Annotated in this window: 22 protein-coding genes; 13 read left to right on the top strand and 9 right to left on the bottom strand. The window is 72.7% G+C overall.

Annotated elements, in window-relative coordinates:
* Nucleotides 1–52: 52 nt before the first annotated feature.
* The 5 genes from AB0O28_RS06285 to AB0O28_RS06265 are packed head-to-tail and all read left to right on the top strand — an operon-like array spanning nt 53 to nt 2,995.
* Complete coding sequence (locus AB0O28_RS06285) at nt 53–643, top strand: hypothetical protein (protein WP_363636873.1); 591 nt, start codon at nt 53–55, stop codon at nt 641–643.
* A gap of 32 nt (nt 644–675) precedes the next feature.
* Nucleotides 676–1,164: a hypothetical protein gene (locus AB0O28_RS06280; protein WP_363636871.1), complete on the top strand. Its 489-nt coding sequence runs from the start codon at nt 676–678 to the stop codon at nt 1,162–1,164.
* A gap of 24 nt (nt 1,165–1,188) precedes the next feature.
* Nucleotides 1,189–1,659, top strand: coding sequence for a hypothetical protein (locus AB0O28_RS06275; RefSeq protein WP_363636869.1), 471 nt, complete (start codon nt 1,189–1,191; stop codon nt 1,657–1,659).
* 28 nt (nt 1,660–1,687) lie between these two features.
* Complete coding sequence (locus AB0O28_RS06270) at nt 1,688–2,011, top strand: hypothetical protein (RefSeq protein WP_363636867.1); 324 nt, start codon at nt 1,688–1,690, stop codon at nt 2,009–2,011.
* Nucleotides 2,012–2,020: 9 nt separating this feature from the next.
* The gene (locus tag AB0O28_RS06265) at nt 2,021–2,995 is read left to right on the top strand and encodes an ATP-binding protein (RefSeq protein WP_363636865.1); all 975 of its coding nucleotides are present in this window, start codon (nt 2,021–2,023) and stop codon (nt 2,993–2,995) included.
* Between the two features lie 15 nt (nt 2,996–3,010).
* Here the strand turns inward: AB0O28_RS06265 and AB0O28_RS06260 are convergent, their stop codons facing one another.
* The 6 genes from AB0O28_RS06260 to AB0O28_RS06235 all read right to left on the bottom strand — a co-directional run bounded on the left by AB0O28_RS06260 (nt 3,011) and on the right by AB0O28_RS06235 (nt 10,474).
* A complete protein-coding gene (locus tag AB0O28_RS06260; protein ID WP_363636863.1) occupies nt 3,011–5,536 on the bottom strand; it encodes a CHAT domain-containing protein in 2,526 nt (841 codons plus the stop codon).
* Between the two features lie 99 nt (nt 5,537–5,635).
* Nucleotides 5,636–6,805 (bottom strand): LLM class flavin-dependent oxidoreductase, encoded by a 1,170-nt coding sequence (locus AB0O28_RS06255; RefSeq protein ID WP_363636861.1) that lies wholly within the window; start codon nt 6,803–6,805, stop codon nt 5,636–5,638.
* A complete protein-coding gene (locus tag AB0O28_RS06250; RefSeq protein WP_363636859.1) occupies nt 6,802–7,791 on the bottom strand; it encodes an ABC transporter substrate-binding protein in 990 nt (329 codons plus the stop codon). The genes AB0O28_RS06255 and AB0O28_RS06250 overlap by 4 nt, the downstream gene beginning before the upstream one ends.
* Complete coding sequence (locus AB0O28_RS06245; protein WP_363636857.1) at nt 7,788–8,612, bottom strand: ABC transporter ATP-binding protein; 825 nt, start codon at nt 8,610–8,612, stop codon at nt 7,788–7,790. Before AB0O28_RS06245 ends, AB0O28_RS06250 begins: the two co-directional genes overlap by 4 nt.
* Nucleotides 8,585–9,439 carry an ABC transporter permease gene (locus AB0O28_RS06240; protein WP_363636855.1) on the bottom strand — a complete coding sequence of 285 codons (855 nt, stop codon included), beginning with the start codon at nt 9,437–9,439 and terminating at the stop codon, nt 8,585–8,587. The genes AB0O28_RS06245 and AB0O28_RS06240 overlap by 28 nt, the downstream gene beginning before the upstream one ends.
* A gap of 69 nt (nt 9,440–9,508) precedes the next feature.
* Nucleotides 9,509–10,474 (bottom strand): YafY family protein, encoded by a 966-nt coding sequence (locus AB0O28_RS06235; protein WP_363636853.1) that lies wholly within the window; start codon nt 10,472–10,474, stop codon nt 9,509–9,511.
* A gap of 89 nt (nt 10,475–10,563) precedes the next feature.
* Here AB0O28_RS06235 and AB0O28_RS06230 point away from each other — a divergent pair, with 89 nt between their 5' ends.
* On the top strand, nt 10,564–11,697 hold the full coding sequence (locus tag AB0O28_RS06230) for an epoxide hydrolase (RefSeq protein WP_363636851.1): 1,134 nt from the start codon (nt 10,564–10,566) through the stop codon (nt 11,695–11,697).
* Nucleotides 11,698–11,721: 24 nt separating this feature from the next.
* Here AB0O28_RS06230 and AB0O28_RS06225 read toward each other — a convergent pair whose 3' ends face one another.
* Nucleotides 11,722–12,315, bottom strand: coding sequence for a hypothetical protein (locus AB0O28_RS06225; RefSeq protein WP_363636849.1), 594 nt, complete (start codon nt 12,313–12,315; stop codon nt 11,722–11,724).
* 1,045 nt (nt 12,316–13,360) lie between these two features.
* On the opposite strand from AB0O28_RS06225, the gene AB0O28_RS06220 reads away from it, so the two are divergent.
* The gene (locus AB0O28_RS06220) at nt 13,361–13,627 is read left to right on the top strand and encodes a DUF4031 domain-containing protein (protein WP_363636847.1); all 267 of its coding nucleotides are present in this window, start codon (nt 13,361–13,363) and stop codon (nt 13,625–13,627) included.
* 125 nt (nt 13,628–13,752) lie between these two features.
* On the opposite strand, the gene AB0O28_RS06215 is transcribed toward AB0O28_RS06220, so the two are convergent.
* Both AB0O28_RS06215 and AB0O28_RS06210 read right to left on the bottom strand, forming a co-directional pair.
* Nucleotides 13,753–14,367, bottom strand: coding sequence for a metal-dependent phosphohydrolase (locus AB0O28_RS06215; protein WP_363636845.1), 615 nt, complete (start codon nt 14,365–14,367; stop codon nt 13,753–13,755).
* A 33-nt stretch (nt 14,368–14,400) separates the two neighbouring features.
* The gene (locus AB0O28_RS06210; protein ID WP_363636843.1) at nt 14,401–14,766 is read right to left on the bottom strand and encodes a hypothetical protein; all 366 of its coding nucleotides are present in this window, start codon (nt 14,764–14,766) and stop codon (nt 14,401–14,403) included.
* Between AB0O28_RS06210 and AB0O28_RS06205 the strand changes: the two genes are divergently transcribed.
* The 6 genes from AB0O28_RS06205 (at nt 14,765) to AB0O28_RS06180 (ending at nt 19,277) form a co-directional block, all read left to right on the top strand.
* A complete protein-coding gene (locus AB0O28_RS06205) occupies nt 14,765–14,908 on the top strand; it encodes a hypothetical protein (protein WP_363636841.1) in 144 nt (47 codons plus the stop codon). The genes AB0O28_RS06210 and AB0O28_RS06205 overlap by 2 nt on opposite strands.
* Nucleotides 14,909–15,037: 129 nt before the next feature.
* Nucleotides 15,038–15,379, top strand: coding sequence for a metalloregulator ArsR/SmtB family transcription factor (locus AB0O28_RS06200; RefSeq protein ID WP_363636839.1), 342 nt, complete (start codon nt 15,038–15,040; stop codon nt 15,377–15,379).
* Nucleotides 15,380–15,493: 114 nt separating this feature from the next.
* The gene (locus AB0O28_RS06195) at nt 15,494–16,396 is read left to right on the top strand and encodes a MoxR family ATPase (RefSeq protein WP_363636837.1); all 903 of its coding nucleotides are present in this window, start codon (nt 15,494–15,496) and stop codon (nt 16,394–16,396) included.
* A complete protein-coding gene (locus AB0O28_RS06190; RefSeq protein ID WP_363636835.1) occupies nt 16,389–17,609 on the top strand; it encodes a VWA domain-containing protein in 1,221 nt (406 codons plus the stop codon). Before AB0O28_RS06195 ends, AB0O28_RS06190 begins: the two co-directional genes overlap by 8 nt.
* A complete protein-coding gene (locus AB0O28_RS06185) occupies nt 17,602–18,705 on the top strand; it encodes an XdhC/CoxI family protein (protein WP_363636833.1) in 1,104 nt (367 codons plus the stop codon). Before AB0O28_RS06190 ends, AB0O28_RS06185 begins: the two co-directional genes overlap by 8 nt.
* Nucleotides 18,702–19,277, top strand: a complete 576-nt coding sequence (locus AB0O28_RS06180; RefSeq protein ID WP_363636831.1) for a nucleotidyltransferase family protein — start codon at nt 18,702–18,704, stop codon at nt 19,275–19,277. Before AB0O28_RS06185 ends, AB0O28_RS06180 begins: the two co-directional genes overlap by 4 nt.
* Nucleotides 19,278–19,363 lie beyond the last annotated feature (86 nt).

Raw genomic sequence — 19,363 nt, 5'->3', positions numbered from 1 at the left:
GGCGGTTGCCTGAAGGACGTCGGCATACCACCTCACCCATGAAAGGGGAGTCATGACCGCATGCCCGCCGAACCCGCTCGCCGGCACGGCCAGGGCGTATCTGGCGCGCGCACGGCACGAGTGGAACTCTTTCCAGGAACGCTCCCGCCTTCAGAGTCAGCTGGTCGAAGCCGCGGCGGCCTACGCCGTCACCTTGCTCAAACGGCTGCTGGACGACCCCGTCGCCGGCCTCGCCGACGAGGAGATGGCGGAGATCGCACTGGTCTACCAGGTCGTGGCCGAGCGTGTGGCCCCCCTGGTCGGCCGGCGGATCGACGAGGTCCTGCCGGCGCTGATCGAGCTCTGCGACGACGAGAAGGCGCGGCCGCTGATCCGCGATCTGCGGCCCACCGGTCCGGAGCTGCTCGCCCTGCTGGGCAGGCACCTCCTGTGGATCACCGTCACCTACCAGGTGCCGCCGAAGGAACCGCCCCGCCGGCTCATCGAGATCCTCTTCGACCAGACCGGCACGCACAGGAACATGCGGAAGTTCAGCGACGTCACCGAGCTGCGCTGGGAGGACGTGCCCGCCGACGTGCGGCGACGCGCCATGGCCAAGCGGCAGCAGGCCATCCGGTTCCGGCTCTATCCCCTGGCCGGCTGAGCCCGGCCCTCTGCGACAACGGAGGACTCCTCATGCTGCCCGCTCTTGTCTTCGTGCTCGGGCCCCTCGTGGGAGGCGCGGTCGCGGGCGCCCTGCTCCACTTCTGGCCCCGCATATCGCTCTGGGCGCACAACCACCTGCTGCCCTGGGTGGACCGCAACCTGCCGATGTTCGCCCACGACATCCGCCTGGTGTTCGGGGAGGCGGAGCGACTCGCCTCCGCCGCCCGCGCGGTGATCAAGGACGCCTGGCAGCGGATCCGCTCTTTCCTCCTCTCGCAGGTCGTCGAGTTCCTGCGGGTGCCCGGCAGCGACAAGTGGATCGTCCGCATCACCTCCTATCTGAAGCAGCCGGAGGGGGGCGACAAACGGTTCGTCCGCAGGATCAGCGAGTCGGAGGAGGCGCTGAGCTGGGAGGACCTGCCTCCCCAGGTGCGCAGTCACCTGCTGCGCGAGGGCGTCGACGACGTCTTGGTCGACATGGTCGACGTCCACGACCGCCTGCTCACCGAAACGAACTGACCGATGAGAAAAGCGAGGAAGACCATGACGTGGCTGGTGATGGGCGCGGTGGCGGTCGTGGCGGCCGTCGTCGCCAGGCGATGGGCCGGCCGGCTGAAGAAGCACCCGCCCGCCGACCGCGCGAACGCGAGGGACCTGCGGACGAACGCTGTCGGCAAGGTCGTGCTCGACGCGTACGGCACCGAGTGGGCCAAGCAGTTCGGACGCTCGCGTGAGGAGGTACGCGACGCGGTCCTCGGGGACGCCCACCCGGACCTGCGCGAGCGGCTCGACAGGGAGATCGGTGTGGTCGACGTGCGGTTCGACCACAGTGGAGGGGGCGCGCCGGCGACGGTCACCGTCGCCTACCGGCATGACGGCGCACACTCCACCGCCCGGCTCCGCCTGCCCTGGGAGTCACTTCCCGGCGGTGTGCGGGTGGAGCTTCTGCAGACCGGGCGGTCCACCGCCTTCCGCACGTGGCGTGCCGTACCGGAAGAGCAGGCGGTCACGTGATCCCCGGCGGCGAGGAAGCGGGGCTCGAATGATCTTTTGGGTGGTGGCGGCCGTCGTCGCGGCCGCCGGCGCCGCGACGGTCACGGTCGTCTTCTGGGACGACGTCAGGACCTCCGTGGCGGCCTGGCTCCATCGTCACAACCTGAACCGTGGCGCTCTGATGTCGGCGGTGATCCTGCTGGATGACATCGCCAGCGCCGTGCGGCGGCGCATCCGGGTGCAGACGAGGCAACACGGCGTCCGGATCATCTCCGACGAGGAGATCGCGTACGACCAGATCGACGACCCAGCGGTCAAAGCGCAACTGGCGCGCGACCGCCACACGAGCATCGACATCATGCATCACCTGTAGGGAGGACCCATGCCCGGCAACTGGCGGGAAGAGCCGTTCACGGCCGTCACCGCGCCGGCGGCGCCCGCGCCGCGCGACGAGGCCGCGAAGGAGACGACTCCGCGCTTCGAGGTGCGGCCGCCCGTCCGCTCGATGAAGGAACTCATCGTGCCCGACGCCGTCCGATCCCGGATCGATCTCGCACTCCGGCAGCTCGACCACCACAAGGTGCTCTATCAGGAGTGGAACCTGCAGAAGATCGACCCGCATCGCAAGGGTACGGCGCTCAACCTCTACGGCCCCTCGGGCACGGGCAAGTCGCTGGCCGCCGAGGCCATCGCGCACCACCGCGGCCGGCCGCTCATCGACGTCGACTACGCCGAGATCGAGTCCAAGTACGTCGGCGACACCCCCAAGAACATCATCGCCTGCTTCGAGGCGGCCAGACGCGAGGGGGCCGTGCTCGTGTTCAACGAGGCCGACTCCATCCTGGGCAGCCGGTTGAGCAACGTGACGCAGAGCGCCGACCACAGCGTCAACGTGTCCAGGGCGGTGATGCTGTCGCAGCTGGACAGGTTCAGCGGGCTGGTGATCTTCACGACGAACTTCCCCCGCAACTACGACGCCGCTTTCGTGCGCCGCATCCTGGCCCATGTGCGGTTCGACCTGCCCGACGCGGCGACGCGCCGCCGCCTGTGGCAGACGCTGACGCCCCCGGAGCTGCCGGGTGCGGCGCTGCTCGATTTCGACGCGCTGGCCGAGCGATCGACCGGCCTCGCGGGCGGCGACATGGTGAACGCGATCATGGCCGCCGCCGCCACGGCCGTCGGCCGGCCGGAAGCCGACCGCGTGGTGCGGACGCCGGACCTGCTCACGGAGATCGACGCCGTACGGCAGGCCAGGTCCGAGGTGGGCAAGCAGCCGCGGCCCATGAGGGAGGTGTCGGCCGACCACCTGGACGCCCTGCCCGTCCCGGTCACATCCGACGCCGGCGAGGCCGGCTGAAGCGCGTCCGCGCGGTCATCCGGAGGCGGTACGGCTCAACGGACCGGCGTCGCCGTAGCAGACGAAGGCCGCCCAGTCCGAGGCGGGGAATCCGGCCCGGCGCATGTCGAGCTGGGCGAGCCGTAACGCCTCCATCTTGCCCCGGCCGTCCAGCAGGTGATCGTAGAACCTGGCCATGAGCCTCCGGGTGGCGCTGTCGGGCACCTTCCACAGGCTCGCGACGACCGTCCGCACGCCCGACTGGAGGAACGCGAAACCGAGGCTCGCGTGCCCGAGAACCCGATCGATGTCGCCGCGGCCGGTGTCGCACGCGGACAGCACCACCAGATCGGTGCCCACGAGGTGGAGTCCCGCGATGTCGGCCGCGGTGAGCAGGCCGGTCTCGGCCTCGGGGCCGGGGTCGCCGCCGCAGAGCCAGGTGTTGACCCCCGCCAGCGCCAGCCCGCTCCGCAGCGCCGGATCGCGATGCCTGCGCAGCCGCAGAAAGCGCGGCCATGGCTCCGGGTCGTCGGGAGGGGCTTCGGTCAGGGAGAACGCGTAGCCGTGGCTCGCGATGTGCAGCACTCGCGGAGACCACACCGAACGGACCCGGGACTTCAGCGCCTGATCGCGGGTGAGCAGGATGGCGCCGCCGAGCTTCTCCGCGACCTCCTCTCCCTCCAGCCAGGTTCCCAGGAGATCGTCGAACAAGCGGCCGAAGGGCGCGGACGGCTCGATCCCGAGGTCGAAGTCCGGCGCGGCGACCACGACATCGGGACCGGGCGCGATCGTCTCGGACGGCTGCCGGCCGCGCACCACCTCGTCCAGCCCGTTGGCGTACCTGACGGAGAACTCCGTCAGCAGGGGGCGGGAGTCGCGGCCCATGGGCAGGGCGCCGAGCGGAACGTGCAACAGCTGCCCGTCGAGTACGAAGGTCACCGTGTGACAGCCTTCGATCAGTGACATGGGGGGATCGACGACGAGGCGGCGCAACGTGTGCGGCGCCTCGGCGTCGATCTCCCCGGCGTCCTCCGGCAGCGCGCCGCGAAACGCGTCCGCGCCCCCGCCGCCCATCAGGGCGATCCGGGCGCGCAACGCGGCGGTGTCTATCTCCTCGGCGGGACCGAGATCGACCGCGGTGGCCGCACGATCACCGGGCGCGAAGACGACGGCGTGATACCGCACTCCGGAGTGCCCGGGGAGGCGGATGAACTCCACCACGCACTCGTCCGGCGGTGCCACGCGGGAGGGGTCCGGCGGGGGAGACGGCAGGGGGTCGGCCTCGGGCCGGAGTGCCGATGCGGATCGAAGGGTGTCGCCGAGAGCTTCCGGCCCTCGGAAAGAGGCCCGTCTGAGCCAGGAATCGATGGTGCTCTCCATCGGGGTCAGCTCGTTCAGCTGGTACGCCGCCTGCTCGGCGGAGAGCCTGCGCATCTGCTCGGCGAGGTCGGCGTCGGCACCCGGCGACGTCAACCAGGAGAAGTGGACGAGCAGCCCGGGCAGCCGGCGCCGCCACGCCGCGACCGCCACCGCCTCCGCCGTCACATCCGTGGCGGGACCTCCGGTCAGGAGCAGCGACAGGTGGTGGTCGGAGCGGGCGATCAACGTGGACAGCCTGCCGTAGACGCCTCCCTGACCCGGGCCGATCGCCGCGCCCGCCCTCAACCAGTGCCCGTCCGCCCGCAGAGCCTCCCGCGACGCTTCCAGCGACCTTGTGAGGTCACTCGCCGCGGTCAGGTGGCTGATGGTCTCCCAGCTCGCCGCGACCTGCGGGTCGGCAGCGCCCAGAACCGCCCGCTGGATCGCCACCGCCTGCCGGTACAGCCGTGCGGCCTCCTCCAGCTCGCCCTGTTTGGACGCGACACGCCCGATTGCCGGCAGGCAGATGCCCAGACCGGGGGCGGCCACTCCCGCGTGTGCCCGCAGGATCTCCGCCGCCGCCGTGAACGCCGTTCTCGCCGTGCCCAGATCACCTCTGTTCTCACAGAGGAAACCCCAGCCGGACCAGGCCAGGTGGGCTCCGTGAGCGAAAGGGCTGGATCTCCAGATGGCGAGCGAGGTCAGGTAATGTTTTTCGGCCTCGTCATGGTTCCCCGACCATCGCAGGCAGTCGGCGAGGCGCTGCTCGGCGCTCGCGACGCCCGGATGCTCCGGCCCGTGCAGTCCCTCCAGAATGGAGATCTGCTCGCGCAGGTGGCCGGCGGCCTTCTGCCACCTCTCCTTTCTCGTCAGGAGGAGGCTCAGGGTGTCCAAGGTGTCCAGCACCGGTGCGCTGGTGGCTCCGTAGACGGACCGCCGGATCTTCACGGCCTCCTCGAAGTAGGGCTCGAAGTGCCAGAGGACCTCGTTGTCCTGCTCGATGACGACGTTGCCGTGAAACGCCGTGTGCCCCGCCCGTACGAGCGCCGCGGCCAGCTCAGGGTCGTCGCCCGGCAGGTGGCGACGGCACCAGCCCAAGGCGTGCTCGGCGAGGAAGCGCGTCCTCGGGGCATCGGCGGCGGACCGGAGCGCGAGGTCGATCTTCGCGCACAGCCGGTAGTAAACGTCGGGAACGGTCGTCATGGGCGGGCTCTCCGGGTCTGGCGTGCGGGTTCAGCCCGCACATCGACGTCCGGCGTCCTCCCCGTTACCGCGAGCGCGGAAAAATCATTCCGCCGGCCTTCAGGCGCTCAGCCGTACGGGCGCGGCGGCGCCGAGCACGCCGCGCCTGCGCAGCTCGGGGAGCACGCCCTCGCCGAACCAGAAGGCCTCCTCCAGATGCGGGTAGCCCGACAGGACGAACTCCTCGACACCGAGGGAGGCGTACTCCTCGACGAGGTCGGCGACCTCCGTGTGGCTGCCGACGAGCGCGGTGCCGGCGCCGCCGCGCACCAGGCCCACCCCGGCCCACAGCCCGGGGTGGATCTCCAGATCCCTGACCCCGCCGCCGCGGGAGCCTTTGCCGGAGCGTCCGCGAGAGCTCCCGTGAAAGCCTTCGTGGAGCGCGAGCATCCGCTGCTGCCCGACCGACTCGCTGCGGGACAGGACGGCCCGCGCCGACGCGATGTCCTCGGGGGAGATCTGGTCGAGCAGCCGTTTCGCCTCCGCCCACGCCTCCTTGGACGTGTCTCTCGTGATCACGTGGAGGCGTACGCCGAAGCGGAGCGCGCGGCCCTCGGCAGCGGCCAGCTCGCGCATCCAGTCGAGCTTGGCCGCGACCTGCGCCGGTGGCTCTCCCCAGGTGAGATAGACGTCCACATGCCGGGCCGCCACCGGGCCCGCGGCGGCGGAGGAGCCGCCGAAATACAGCTCGGGCACCGGGTCGGGCCGCTCGGCGACCGCCGCTCCCTCGACGTCGTAGTAGTCGCCCCGGAAGTCGAACGGGCCGTCCCACGCGCCGCGCACGATCGACAGGAACTCCGCGGTCCGCGCGTACCGTTCGTCCTTGCCCAGGTGGTCGCCGAACCGCCGCTGCTCGGCCGCCTCCCCTCCGGTCACCACGTTCAGCAGCAGCCGGCCGCCGGACAGGCGCTGGTAGGTGGCGGCCATCTGCGCCGCGAGCGTGGGGGACAGCACCCCGGGCCGGAACGCGACCAGGAACTTCAGCCGGGTCGTCACCTGGGTCAGCGCGGCGGTGACCAGCCAGGCGTCCTCGCAGTAGGTGCCGGTGGGGGTGAGCACGGCCTCGAAGCCGGCCTGCTCGGCCGCGCGGGCCACCTGGGCGAGGTAGTCGATCGTGGGCGGCCGGGACGCCGCGGCCCTCGACTGCCCGTGCCGGCGCGCCAGGCCGTGACCGCCGCCGGTGATGGAGCGGCCGTCGCCCGAGGTGGGCAGGAACCAGTGGAATCTCATTGCTGCGCCTTCCTGACGACGTCGTTGAAGCGGTCGTCGACGAACTGGGAGAACGTGACCGTGCCCGGGATGAGGCCCTCGGCGGTGAACGCGTCGGCGATCTCCTGCTCGGAGGAGACGACGGAGTCGTCGATCACGACCGGGGTGGCCACGGCGTTGGCGACGGCCGCGTCGGCCACCTCGCCGGGCAGGCCGGTCTCCTGTGCCCAGACCTTCGCCCACTCGTTCAGATGGGCCGCGGCCCAGATCCGTGCCTTGGCCAGGCGGGTGAGGAAGTCGCCGACCGCGGCCCGCTTGCCCGCGTCGTCGAGCGCGGCGGGAGCGGCGACCTGGAAGCCCAGGCCGTTGACGATGCCCGAGCCGTCCACGACCGGCCGCGCCCTGTGCTGGATCTCGGCCTGGGAGGTGAAGGGGTCCCAGATGGCCCAGGCGTCGACGGTTCCGGACGAGAACGCCGCCAGGGCGTCGGCGGGCTGCAGATACTGCGCCTGGATGTCCGTGAAGGACAGGCCCTGCTTCTTCAGGACGGCCAGCAGGTGGTAGTGGGCCGAGCTGCCCTTGGCGACAGCGACCTTCTTTCCCTTGAGCTGGGCCGGCGAGGTGATGGGGGACCCTTCGGGGACGAGGATCGCCGATCCCTTGGCGCTCTGCCGGTACGCCGAGACGACCTTGATCTTCGAGCCGGAGGCGGCGGCGAAGACGGGCGGGGTGTTGCCCACGCCGCCGATGTCGACCGCGCCGGCGTTCACGGCCTCCAGCAGCGGCGGCCCGGAGGTGAACTGCGACCACGTGATCGCGTACGAGGTGCCGTCGAGCAGCCCGGCGGCCTTGAGGAGGGCCTGCGATCCGGCCTTCTGGTCGCCGACCCGGAGGGTGACGCGGCCACCGGCCTGTCCGTCCTGACCGCCGGACGCGCCCTGTCCCGCCGGGGCGCAGGCCGTCCCGGCCGCCAGGACAAGCAGTGCGGCGAGGAGTCTTCTCGTCATGCCGTTCCCTCCGGGGGGACGCCGAGGGCGGCCAGCAGGGCCGCGCGCAGGGTGAGCAGGTCGGGGTGGTCGCGGTGCCGGGGGCGCTGCGCGGCGACGGTCCACTCGTGCGCGACGCGTCCGTCGTCGAGCACCAGGATCCGGTCGGCCAGCTGCAGCGCCTCGTCCACGTCGTGGGTCACCAGCAGCACGGCCGGGCCGTGCGCCGCCCACAGATCGAGCACCAGGCGGTGCACGGTGATCCGGGTCAGCGCGTCGAGCGCGCTGAACGGCTCGTCGAGCAGCAGCAGACCCGGCTCGCGGACGAGGGCGCGGGCCAGGCTCGCCCGCTGCGCCTCGCCACCGGACAGCGTCAGCGGCCACGCCCGCGCCCGCTCGGCCAGGCCGACCTCGGCCAGCGCGGCCTCCGCCTTCCCGGCCGGGTCGGGCGCGTCCAGGCCGAGTGTGAGGTTGTCGCGCACCCGCTTCCACGGCACCAGCCGGGGCTCCTGAAAGGCCACGGCCACCGAGCCGTCCACCTCAAGGCCGCCCTCGACCTCTCCGTCCAGGCCGGCGAGCGCGCGCAGCAGCGTGGACTTGCCCGAGCCGCTGCGGCCGAGGAGCGCGACGAACTCGCCGCGCCCGATCGTCAGGTCGAGGCCGTCGAGCACGGTGCGGTCGCCGAACCTGCGGGTGAGCCCGCGTACGGTGGCCGCGGGACGGACACCGGGTGACGCGGCCCCGGCCGGGGTCCGCTCGCTCTCCGGACGCTTCCGGTTCCGCGGGGTCTCCTCAGCCGGCGGGGCGGGGGCGGTCAGCGGGACAGGAACTCGCGGCGCCATACCAGCGCCCTCCTTTCCAGGAGCCGGACCAGGGCGTCGGTGAGCAGGCCGAGCGCGCTGTAGACCAGCAGGCCGACCACGATCACGTCGGTGCGCAGGAACTCCCGCGCGTCGTTGATCATGTAACCGAGGCCGGCGTCGGCGTTGACCTGCTCGGCCACGATCAGCGCCAGCCAGGCCACGCCGAGGCTCTGCCGCAGACCGACGAGCGTCTGGGGGAGCGCGCCGGGCAGCACGATGTGCCGTACGAGCGCGGCCCTGCCGAGCCTCAGCGTCCGGGCGACCTCGGCGAGCTTGCCGTCCACGCCCCGGATGCCCGCGAACGTGTTGAGGTAGAGCGGGAAGGAGACGGCGAGCGCCACCAGCAGCACCTTGGGCGTCTCGCCGATCCCGAACCAGAGGATGAACAGCGGGATCAGCCCGAAGAACGGCAGCGCCCGGAGCATCTGCATGATCGGGTCGACGGCGTTCTCACCGGCCCGGCTCAGCCCGGCGACCAGCGCGAGTCCGACGCCGGCGACCGCTCCCGCGGCGAAGCCGAGGAGCACCCGTTCGAGGGACACCGCGATCGCCGTGGGCAGCGTCCCCGAGCCCACCAGATCGAGCGCGGTCGCGGCGATCCGCGTCGGGGCGGCGAGCAGCCGGGCGGGCAGCAGCCCGGACGCGCTGGCGGCCTGCCACAGCAGCACGACGACGAGGGGACTGACCCACCTGTGCCACCCTCTCCCGGGCCCGCGAACCCCGGAGAGGGTGCCGGAGCGGGTCCGGGGGCGGGGATCGCCCCGGACCGCGCTCCCCAACTCGCCCTCGAGTTCGACGACGGACATGGACACACCTCTCAGATGACGACGAAAGCGCCACCAGAATTGCCCATATTTCCTACCAAGTCAATAGGTTTACTCCATGGAGGCACCGGCACGAGTGGCACGGGCGCCGAGCGCACGCAGATACGCCCGCAGCTCGGGCGGCTCGTGCACCTCGAATTCGCAGCCGAGCATGAGCAGGCGCGACGCGAGCCACTCCAGGGTGTCGGCCGGTCCGCGCAGGCGGCAGCTGTGTTCGCCGATCGCCTCGACGTTCCACGCCGCCCCGCCGAGCCGGCGCGCGGCCTGGCCGGCCGGAAGACGCAGGGTCGCCACCACCTCGTAGACGGGTGCGGACGAGTACAGCATGGCGGCGACGAACTCGACCGGGTCCTGTTCCGGCGGCACGCGGGCCGGGAACCGTACGCCGGTCGGGTGAGGGTCGCCGATCCGGTCGGTGCGGAAGATCCGCCAGTCGTCGCGGTCGTTGTCGTACGCCAGCAGGTACCACCGGCGTCCGGAGGCGACCAGGCGGTACGGCTCGGTCAGGCGCCTGGTCTCGGCGCCGTCGCCCGACCGGTAGGCGAAGCGCAGGCGCTCGCGGTTGGCGGCGGCCACGGCGAGCACCACCAGGGTCCGCGGGTCCACCGGCGGCTCGGCTCCGGCGAGCATCGGCACGGTCGCGGCGGCGATCGCACCCACCCGGTGCCGCAGGCGGGAGGGCAGCACCTGCTCCAGCTTGGCCAGGGCGCGCACGGACGCCTCGTCGATGCCGTCCACCGGATGCGCGGCGGCCGTGCGCAGGCCGACGGCTATGGCCACCGCCTCTTCGTCGTCCAGCAGCAGCGGCGGCATCGCCGCACCCGCGGCGAGCCGGTAACCGCCCACCGCGCCCATCGTCGCCTGGACCGGATATCCCAGCTCGCGCAGGCGGTCGACGTCGCGGCGGATGGTCCGGGGGCTGACCTCCAGGCGCTCGGCCAGCTCGCTCCCCGGCCACTCGCGGGGAGTCTGCAGCAGCGACAGCAGAGCCAGCAACCGTGCGGACATGTCACGCATGGCACCAAGCATGCCCGGTCATGTAGGACAGACCACGACCTACATGCGCCATAACGTCGATCTCGTCGTCACACCGCATCGGGAGAGACATGAGCACCGAGATCCGCCCGTTCCGCATCGAGATCGCCTCGGCCGACCTGGACGACCTGAACGACAGACTGGACCGTGCCCGGTGGCCCCGCGAGCTTCCCGGCGACGGATGGGGCCGCGGCGTCCCCGCCGCCTTCCTCAGGGAGCTCGCCCGCCACTGGCGCCAGGACTACGACTGGCGCGGGCAGGAGGCACGGCTGAACGAGTTCCCGCAGTTCATGACCGAGATCGACGGTCAGGACATCCATTTCCTGCACGTACGCTCGGCCGAGTCCGGCGCCCTGCCGCTCGTCCTCACGCACGGCTGGCCGAACTCGTTCCTGGAGTTCACCGAGCTCATCGGCCGCCTCACCGACCCCCGTGCGTACGGCGGCGACCCCGCCCGGGCGTTCCACGTCGTGGTGCCCTCCCTGCCGGGCTTCGGCTTCTCCGCGCCGCCGCGCGGCGCCGGCTGGTCCGCGGCGCGCGTGGCGCGGATCTGGGCCGAGCTGATGCGTCGCCTCGGCTATGACCGGTACGGCGCGCAGGGCGGTGACTTCGGGGCCTATGTCGCCCCGGAGGTGGCGAAGGCGGCGCCGGGCAACGTGGCCGGCGTCTACGTCGTCAGCGGCCTCGGCTTCCCCACCGAGAAGGATCTTCCGGAGATGACCGAGGACGAGCGGGCGGCCTATGCCCGGCTGATGGAGCAGGACTGGATGAACGGCGTCGACCACCACGCGCTGTTGCGCGCGGCGCCGCAGACCTTCGCGTACGGCTGGCACGACTCCCCGCTCGCGGCACTGGCCTGGATGACCCAGAAGTTCCACGAGTTCAACGCTTCGGGCAGGCCGCTCGAGGAGGTGATCGACCGGGATCTGTTCCTGACCAACGTGAGCCTGTACTGGTTCACCGGGACGTTCGGGACGTCGGCGTGGCCGTACTACGAGAGCACCGGCTTCGGCTGGCCGGAGGGCCAGACCGTCGCGCCGACCGGTGTGTACAGCGGGCCGCCCGGCATCCGCAGGCTCGCCGAACGCCACAACACCATCCTCCACTGGCCCGAGGACAACCCGGGTGGCCACCACTTCATCGCGATGGACCGGCCGGATCGCCTCGCCGCCGACATCGGCGCGTTCTTCGCGAAGGTGGACTGACCCGCGCGCACCGGCGCCTTCCGGTCAGCTCGCGCCGGGGATCTTCACGTTCTGCTCCTTGAACTTGTAGCCGGTCTTCGCGGCGTCACGCTGCAGGCCGGTCATCGAGCTCTTGCCGGCCTCGACGTCGGCCGGTGTGGCGGTGCCCTTGTGCAGCTTGTCGGTCAGCGCGGCGAACTGGGAGTTGACGCCCTCCACGGCCCTGCACAGGCTCGGATTGGCGGTGGCGAAGCTCTTGGCGACCTTCAGCTGGTGCAGGGCGAAGGCGCCGGCGATCGCGGCCTTCGCGATCGTGCGCTTGCGTTTTTCCGCTCCGGCCCTGAAGCCGCCGCTGCGCAGCGGTTTGTAGATGTAGCGGTGGAAGGCGCCCAGCGCGAGACCCGCGTGCAGCGCGAACCGGGTCTTGGCGAACTTCTTGGCGTTGCCGCCGGTCGGGCACGGCGAGTTGTACTCGGTCTCGGCCGCGGTCGGCGTGACGAGCGCCGCCGGGCCGGCCGCGACGGCGCCCCCGGACGCCGGGGCGGTGGTCGTGCCGCCGCCGCAGCCGACGAGCAGTGCCATCGTCAGCGCGGCCGCCGCCGCGAGCGCGGTAAGGGATCGAACAGTTCGTGCAGCCATCGTTTCCCCCTATGGGACCCTGTGTTCCGCGGCGCACCGGCCCGAGCACCGTCTGGCGTCCCGGATCCGGGCGGTCGCGCGGTGTGGCCGGCGCCCTTCGCCGCGAGCGCTCACGACGCGGTCGCGATGTCGCGGGCCGTCCTGACCTCCGGCGCGAGGGCGCGTTCTGGACGACGGTTGCCATCCTTGCGCCGACTATGCGGGCTTTTGCCGGGTTGGGGCGCTTTCCATGCCGCGCCCGGACGGACATTTTGAGACCGCCGTGCGGTTCGTATGGCGAGAGCGTGGAACGCCTGACCATTTCGCCGGGGAAATCCCGGCAGGCGCGGCCGGGCGGTTTGTCCGGGCGTAGATCACAGGCCAGAAGGGTGCGGCGGGAAAACAAATACGGGTGCGATCCCGCGCGTTGTTCGTCGATCCATGTCAATCGCCGAATGAGGGTTCGTGTGGGATTTCCTCTGGATCATCCCGGGCGCCGGACGGTGGTCTGGACGCCTCCCGGAAGCGACTCGGACAATGAGGGAGGAACAACCCAATCCGCCATTCATGGCATGATCGGAGAGGGGAAAGGTCATGCGAGGTGCGCGTCTCAGTAAGATCGCCGGCTCGGTGCTGCTCGGCGCGATGGTGCTCTGGCCGGCCGGAGCGGCTCCGGCGTTCGCGGGCGCCGGCGACGCGGCGGTCGTGCAAGCGGCCCCCGGCAATTCGTACGCGAAGCCGAAGCCGCCCAAGTGCACTTATCGATGCACAAACCATCGTAAATACAAGTGCTGTCCCAAATGTCAGAGGGTAAAGGGGACATGCTAGGGCGATCGCGGTGAACGCGGAGACGGGCCGTGTCGTGGCGGCCCCCGTCGGGGCCGCTCGCGCCTGCCCCTCTCCGGTCACCTGACGATTCGAACGTGATCGGCGGCGGTCCGTCCCCGGGCGGTGTCCGCATGTGCTCTGGCCCGGGCCCCGCCGTATCGCTCTTCGTCCGCGCGGGCGCGGGGCGCGGTCGCGGCCGCCGCCCGGGCTATGCTCGCCCCGGAGCAGGGGAGGGCGCATGACGGTGCTGATCGACCGGCCGAACTGGCCGGGACCCCGCGGCCTGCTGTGGTCCCATCTGGTCAGCGATTCCTCGCTGGAGGAGCTGCACGAGTTCGCCCGGCTGCTCGGCGTGCCCGAGCGGGCCTTCGACCGGGATCACTACGACGTGCCGGAGACGGTCTACGACCGGGCCGTGTATCTCGGGGCCGAGCCCGTCGGCAGCCGGGAATTGGTGCGCCGCCTGCGCGAGTCGGGCCTGCGCCGGCCGAAGACCCGCACCTGATCTACACCGTAAAGGCTGCCGGGCGGCGACACCCCGGTGCGCCGGGGTCGTGCGGCACTTCCCGGCATGCGGCTCCCGGCCCGTGCCCGCACTCGCTCCCGGGCGTCGTTCAGAGGCGGGCCAGTTCAGAGGCGGGCCAGCTCGGCGGCGACGTTCTCGCGTGCCGGCAGCTCCCACAGGTCGTGGCCCACGGCAGTGCCGAACAGGCGGGGCTTGGCGAGCAGCTCCCGCAGCACCCCGGCCCGTCCGGCCCTGAAGGCCGCGTCCGGCACGTGCCGATACTCCTCGCGTACGGCCCTCGCGTACGCCGCGTAGGCGGCGGGCGGCGCCGCGAGGATCGCCAGGTCGGCGTCGCACAGGACGGCCGCGTTCATGTCGCCGGGCTTGTAGGCGTGCCCCGCCGTGAGCCGCACGAGCCGGGCCACCTCACGCACCTGTCCCGCGGGCAGACCACAGGCGGGCAGCCGGGCCTGCGCGAGCTGGGCGCTGCGTTCCTCGTCCCATCCCGGCCGGCCGTCGTAGACGGCGTCGTGGAACCACGCGGCCAGCCGTACGGCGTCGGCGTCGGCGGCCTGGGCGGCGAGCGGCTCGACCGCGGCCAGGACCACCCGCAGATGGTCGGTCGTGTGGTAGCGCCGATGCGGCTCCGCCCAGCGGGCGGCCAGTTCGGCGGCGAGTGCCCGCCCGGCCGGCGAGCCGGTGAGGCGGCCGGGCCGGGGCAGGCTCCGATCGTCGGTCATGTGCCGAACCCTAAGGGCGCCGCGCGGGGTCTTTCAGGCCGTGCGGGCGGCACGCTCGCGGACGACGCCCAGGACCGCCGCGAGGAGGGCCAGGACGACGACCGCGCAGCCGTACACGGTGGCCGTGGCCCGCAGGCCGAGCGACGACACCGCGAGCCCCGCCACCAGCGCGGGGACGCTGAAGGCGAGGTAGCTGACGACGTAGACGGAGGCGAACAGCGCGGCCCGCTCGGCCGGGCCGGCCAGCGCCGCGAGCGAGCGGAGCGCGCCGAGGAAGGCGCTGCCGAACCCGCAGCCCGCGACGACCGTCCCGGCGAAGAACAGCGGCGTGGAGGCGGCGGCGAGCGCCGCCAGGGTCAGGCCGGTGCCGGCGGCGAGCACCAGCGACCCGCCCGCCATGACCCGCCCCGCAGGCCTGTCGCGTACGGCCACCGACGCCACGGCGCCCGCGGCGGTGAGCGCGGCGACGACGAGCCCGCCGGCCAGGCGGTCGGAAACGCGCAGGACGCCCGTGGTCAGCGAGCCGCCCAGCGACAGGTAGAGGGGTGTTCACGGGCGTGGCGCAGCCCCCCGAGTTCGTCATCACGGCACTCCCGGCTCGATTGTTCTAAAATTGTCGAACCGTTACACCGTACGACGGGATGGCCGATAGTTCAATTATTATCGAACCATGCCTGGAGCCCGGGACCTCCCGCACCCCGAGACCGCGAGCCTGGTGCTGACCGACGTGCTGTTCGCGCTCAGCGACCCCTCGCGGCTGGAGCTCGTGCGGCGGCTCACGCAGGGCCCGCTGGAGGTGGCGGCGTGCCAGCCCACCGGGGGAGATGTGCCGAAGTCGACGCTGTCGCACCACTTGAAGACCCTCCGCGAGGCCGGTGTCATCCGCAACGTCCCCGAGGGCCGGCAGCGCTACGTGAGCCTGCGCAGGCAGGACCTGGACGGCCGCTTCCCCGGCCTGCTGGACGCCGTGCTCGGCGCGCCTTCACCGCCGCAGAGCACCCCAGGCCGGTAGGACACGGGAAGCCGGGGATCTGTGTGATCGTGGCGGCGCGGCGCCGCGTGGTTCGCCAGGCTTTGGTGGATTCGGCCAGAGCCTTGCGGAAGGCCCGCCGCGTAGCCTGTCCGTGTGCTGCGGCGGACGACCACGATCTCGGACATCGACGCGCCGGCGAGGCTGGCGGAGCTGCTCGACCATCACGACTACCTGGCCGACGAAGGCGTGACGACCGCGGCCTACCTCGCCCTGAAGATGGGCCGGCCGCTCTTCCTGGAGGGCGAGGCCGGCGTCGGCAAGACCGAGCTGGCCAAGACGCTGGCGGCGATCCTGGGCGCACCGCTGATCAGGCTGCAGTGCCATGAGGGGCTCGACGCCGCGCAGGCCATGTACGACTGGGACTTCCCGCGTCAGCTCCTGCATCTCAAGGCCGCCGAGGCGGCCGGGGCGGCCGACGTCGCCGCGCTCGAGGGCGAGATCTACGATCGGCGGTTCCTCGTCGCCAGGCCGCTGCTGCGGGCCCTGGAGACGCAGCCGAGCGTGCTCCTCGTCGACGAGATCGACCGGGCCGACGACGAGTTCGAGGCGTTCCTGCTGGAGGTGCTGTCCGACTTCACGATCTCGGTGCCGGAGATCGGGACGATCAGGGCGGTGACCCCGCCGGTCGTCGTCCTGACCTCCAACCGGACCCGCGAGGTGCACGACGCGCTCAAACGGCGCTGTCTCTACCACTGGCTCGAGCATCCGGGGTTCGACCGGGAGGTGGCGATCCTGCGGCGGCGCCTTCCCGGATGCGCCGAGCGGCTCGCGGCGGACGTGGCGCGGGCGGCCGGGCGGATGCGCGCGGCCGGCCTGCTGAAGCCGCCGGGCATCGCCGAGACCCTCGACTGGGCCGAGGCCCTGCTCACGCTCGGCGCGGCCGAGCTCGACCCCGTCCTGGCCGCCGCCACACTGGGCGCGGTGCTCAAGCACCGGGAGGACCAGGAGGCCGTGCGGGCCCAGAGGCTGCTCACACCGGACGGCGGCCGTGGCTGACGCCCGCCCCCGTCCCCCCGCGGGCCGCGACACGCCGGGCCCCGGCGGCGTGACCGACGCCCGGGAGACGGCGGCCGGCGACGCCATGCGGATCGCCCGTGTCGTGACCGGGTTCGCCCGCGCGCTCCGGGCGGCCGGCGTCGCGGCCGACCACCATCGCACCGGGAACTTCCTCGCGGCGCTCGGCCATCTCGACGCCGCCGACGGGCGCAACGTCTACTGGGCGGGCCGTCTCACCTTGTGCGCCGGGCCCGGCGACCTGCCCGGCTATGACCGCTGCTTCGCCGCCTATTTCTCCGGCGGGCTCCCCCCGCAGCGCCGCGCACGGGGGACGACCGTCACCGTGACCCGCCCGGTGGCCGTGCCGTACGGCGCGGGGGAGCGGGAGGGAACGGGCGAGCCCGGCGCGCCGCCGGCCACGGCGAGCGACATCGAGGTGCTGCGGCACAGGGACGTGGCGCGGATGAGCGAGGCCGAGCGGCGGGAGGTGCACCGGCTGCTCGCGCTGCTGCGCGGCGCGCGGCAGCCGCGCAGGTCCCGGCGCCACCGCCCGTCGCCTCACGGCGGTGCGGCGGACCCGCGGCGCACGATCAGGGAGATCCTGCGGCACGGCGGCGAGCCGGCCCGGCTGCGCCGCCGCGTGCGCGAGGACCGGCCGCGGCGGGTCGTCATGCTCGTCGACGTCAGCGGCTCGATGGCCGCCTACGCCGGCACGCTGCTTCGTTTCGCCCACGCGCTGGTGCGCGCGGAGCCGAGGGCGACCGAGGTGTTCAGCGCGGGGACCCGGCTCACCAGGATCACCGCGGCGCTTCGCCGCCGCGACCCCGGCCTCGCCATGGACGAGTGCTTCGCGGCGATCCCCGACTGGAGCGGCGGCACCAGGCTGGGAGAGGAGCTGCGCGCGCTGCTGCGCCTGCCCGACCCCCGGGGCGCGATCGTCGTGATCGCCTCGGACGGATGGGAGCGGGGCCCGGCAGACCTGCTCGGTGCGCAGATGGCCCGGCTGTCCCGGCTCGCCCGCCGCGTCGTGTGGGTCAACCCGCACAAGGGCGACCCGGCGTACCGGCCGCTGACCGCGGGCATCCGCGCCGCGCTGCCGTACGTCACGGACTTCGTCGCCGGGCACAGCCTGGCCGCGTACGAGGAGCTCGCGGCGCTGCTGGCCGGCGACCGGCCCGTACGGGCCGCACGGAAGGGAGGGGCCGGTGCGTGACGTGCTCGACCAGGTGCTGCGCTGGTGGGAGGAGGGGCGGCGGTTCGGGCTCGCCACCGTGGTCGGCACCTTCCGCAGCGCGCCGCGCCCGCCCGGAGCCGCCATGGCCGTCCTCGACGACGGCGAGGCGGCCGGAAGCGTGTCGGGCGGCTGCGTCGAGGGAGCGGTCTACGAGCTCGCCGCGGAGGTGGTCACCACCGGAACGCCGGTGCTGCAGCGGTACGGCGTGAGCGACGACGACGCCTTCGCGGTCGGCCTGACCTGCGGCGGGATCATCGACGTGTTCGTGGAGCCGGTCTCCAGGCGGGACTATCCGCAGCTGGCGGAGGTCGCCGCCGACGTCGCCGCGCGGCGTCCGGTCGCGGTGGCCACGATCGTCGCGGGCCCCGGCCGCGTGGGGGCGCGCCGCGTGGTCTGGCCGGACCGGGCGGCGGGCCCGCTCGGCTCGGCCCGGCTCGACGACGCGGTGGACGACGACGTGCGGGGCATGCTCGCGCAGGGCCTGACCGGTGTGCGGCGCTACGGCCCCGACGGCGAGCGGCGCCTGGACGACCTGCGGGTGTTCGTCCAGTCGTTCGCGCCGCCGCCGCGCATGCTGGTCTTCGGCGCCATCGACTTCGCGGCGGCCGTCGCGCGGATCGGGCGTTTCCTCGGCTATCACGTGGTGGTGTGCGACGCGCGGCCGGTCTTCGCCACCGCCAGGCGTTTCCCCGAGGCCGACGAGGTCGTGGTGGCCTGGCCGCACGACTACCTGGCCGCCGCCGAGGTCGACGAGCGCACCGCGATCTGCGTGCTCACCCACGACCCGAAGTTCGACGTGCCGCTGCTGGAGGTGGCCCTGCGCACCCCCGCGGCGTACGTCGGGGCGATGGGGTCGCGGCGCACGCACGCGGACCGGCTGGCGCGGCTGCGCGAGGCCGGCCTGACCGAGGACGAACTGGCCCGGCTGAGGTCGCCGATCGGGCTCGACCTCGGCGCGCGCACGCCCGAGGAGACGGCCGTGTCGATCGCGGCCGAGCTGATCCAGCTGCGCTGGGGCGGCAGCGGCAGGCCGCTCACCGAGACCTCGGGACGCATCCACGGCGAGCCGCGGTGAGCGGCGCGGCGGTCGCCGGACTGCTGCTGGCCGCCGGGGGCGGCAGCAGGTTCGGCGGCCCGAAGGCGCTGGTGGAGTTCGAGGGGGAGCGTCTGGCCGACCGCGGCGTGCGGCTGCTCGCCGAGGGCGGGTGCCGGCCGGTTCTGGTCGTCCTCGGGGCCGCCGACGTGCCGATCGCCGGTGCGGTCGTCGTGCGCAATCCCGGCTGGGCGTCCGGCATGGGGTCGTCGCTGCGGGCGGGGCTGGACGCGTTTCCGCCGGCCGCCCCCGCGGTGGTGATCGCGCTGGCCGACCAGCCGCTGGTGCGGCCCGGGGCGGTGCGCCGGCTGATCGCCGCGTTCGAGGCGGGCGCCCGCGTCGCCGTCGCGGCGTACGGCGGGGCGCTCCGCAACCCGGTGCTCATCGCGCGCGAGCACCTGGCGGAGGTGGCCGCGCTCGCCGAGGGCGACGTGGGCGCGCGTCCCTTCCTGCGGGCGCACCCGGAACTGGTCACGGCCGTGCCCTGCGACGACGTCGGCGACCCGGCCGATGTCGACACCCCCGATGACCTGCGGCGACTCCACAAGGAGTGATCCGCGGAAAACGCCATTCTTGGTGAGCCCCTGTCGCGGCACTAGCCTTGGAATCCGAATACGGAACATCATTCGGTTACTGATGG

This window comes from Microbispora sp. NPDC088329, assembly GCF_040685655.1.
GTDB lineage: Bacteria > Actinomycetota > Actinomycetes > Streptosporangiales > Streptosporangiaceae > Microbispora.
The sequence above is the reverse complement of the archived record's forward strand: the minus strand, read 5'-3'. Positions and strand labels throughout refer to the sequence as shown.

Bases quoted from the DNA above. Each gene is read 5' to 3' on its own strand.
- AB0O28_RS06285 (WP_363636873.1), top strand. From the start codon at position 53: ATGACCGCATGCCCGCCGAACCCGCTCGCCGGCACGGCCAGGGCGTAT.
- AB0O28_RS06280 (WP_363636871.1), top strand. From the start codon at position 676: ATGCTGCCCGCTCTTGTCTTCGTGCTCGGGCCCCTCGTGGGAGGCGCG.
- AB0O28_RS06275 (WP_363636869.1), top strand. From the start codon at position 1,189: ATGACGTGGCTGGTGATGGGCGCGGTGGCGGTCGTGGCGGCCGTCGTC.
- AB0O28_RS06270 (WP_363636867.1), top strand. From the start codon at position 1,688: ATGATCTTTTGGGTGGTGGCGGCCGTCGTCGCGGCCGCCGGCGCCGCG.
- AB0O28_RS06265 (WP_363636865.1), top strand. From the start codon at position 2,021: ATGCCCGGCAACTGGCGGGAAGAGCCGTTCACGGCCGTCACCGCGCCG.
- AB0O28_RS06260 (WP_363636863.1), bottom strand. From the start codon at position 5,536: ATGACGACCGTTCCCGACGTTTACTACCGGCTGTGCGCGAAGATCGAC.
- AB0O28_RS06255 (WP_363636861.1), bottom strand. From the start codon at position 6,805: ATGAGATTCCACTGGTTCCTGCCCACCTCGGGCGACGGCCGCTCCATC.
- AB0O28_RS06250 (WP_363636859.1), bottom strand. From the start codon at position 7,791: ATGACGAGAAGACTCCTCGCCGCACTGCTTGTCCTGGCGGCCGGGACG.
- AB0O28_RS06245 (WP_363636857.1), bottom strand. From the start codon at position 8,612: ATGGCGCCGCGAGTTCCTGTCCCGCTGACCGCCCCCGCCCCGCCGGCT.
- AB0O28_RS06240 (WP_363636855.1), bottom strand. From the start codon at position 9,439: ATGTCCGTCGTCGAACTCGAGGGCGAGTTGGGGAGCGCGGTCCGGGGC.
- AB0O28_RS06235 (WP_363636853.1), bottom strand. From the start codon at position 10,474: ATGCGTGACATGTCCGCACGGTTGCTGGCTCTGCTGTCGCTGCTGCAG.
- AB0O28_RS06230 (WP_363636851.1), top strand. From the start codon at position 10,564: ATGAGCACCGAGATCCGCCCGTTCCGCATCGAGATCGCCTCGGCCGAC.
- AB0O28_RS06225 (WP_363636849.1), bottom strand. From the start codon at position 12,315: ATGGCTGCACGAACTGTTCGATCCCTTACCGCGCTCGCGGCGGCGGCC.
- AB0O28_RS06220 (WP_363636847.1), top strand. From the start codon at position 13,361: ATGACGGTGCTGATCGACCGGCCGAACTGGCCGGGACCCCGCGGCCTG.
- AB0O28_RS06215 (WP_363636845.1), bottom strand. From the start codon at position 14,367: ATGACCGACGATCGGAGCCTGCCCCGGCCCGGCCGCCTCACCGGCTCG.
- AB0O28_RS06205 (WP_363636841.1), top strand. From the start codon at position 14,765: ATGACCCGCCCCGCAGGCCTGTCGCGTACGGCCACCGACGCCACGGCG.
- AB0O28_RS06210 (WP_363636843.1), bottom strand. From the start codon at position 14,766: ATGGCGGGCGGGTCGCTGGTGCTCGCCGCCGGCACCGGCCTGACCCTG.
- AB0O28_RS06200 (WP_363636839.1), top strand. From the start codon at position 15,038: ATGCCTGGAGCCCGGGACCTCCCGCACCCCGAGACCGCGAGCCTGGTG.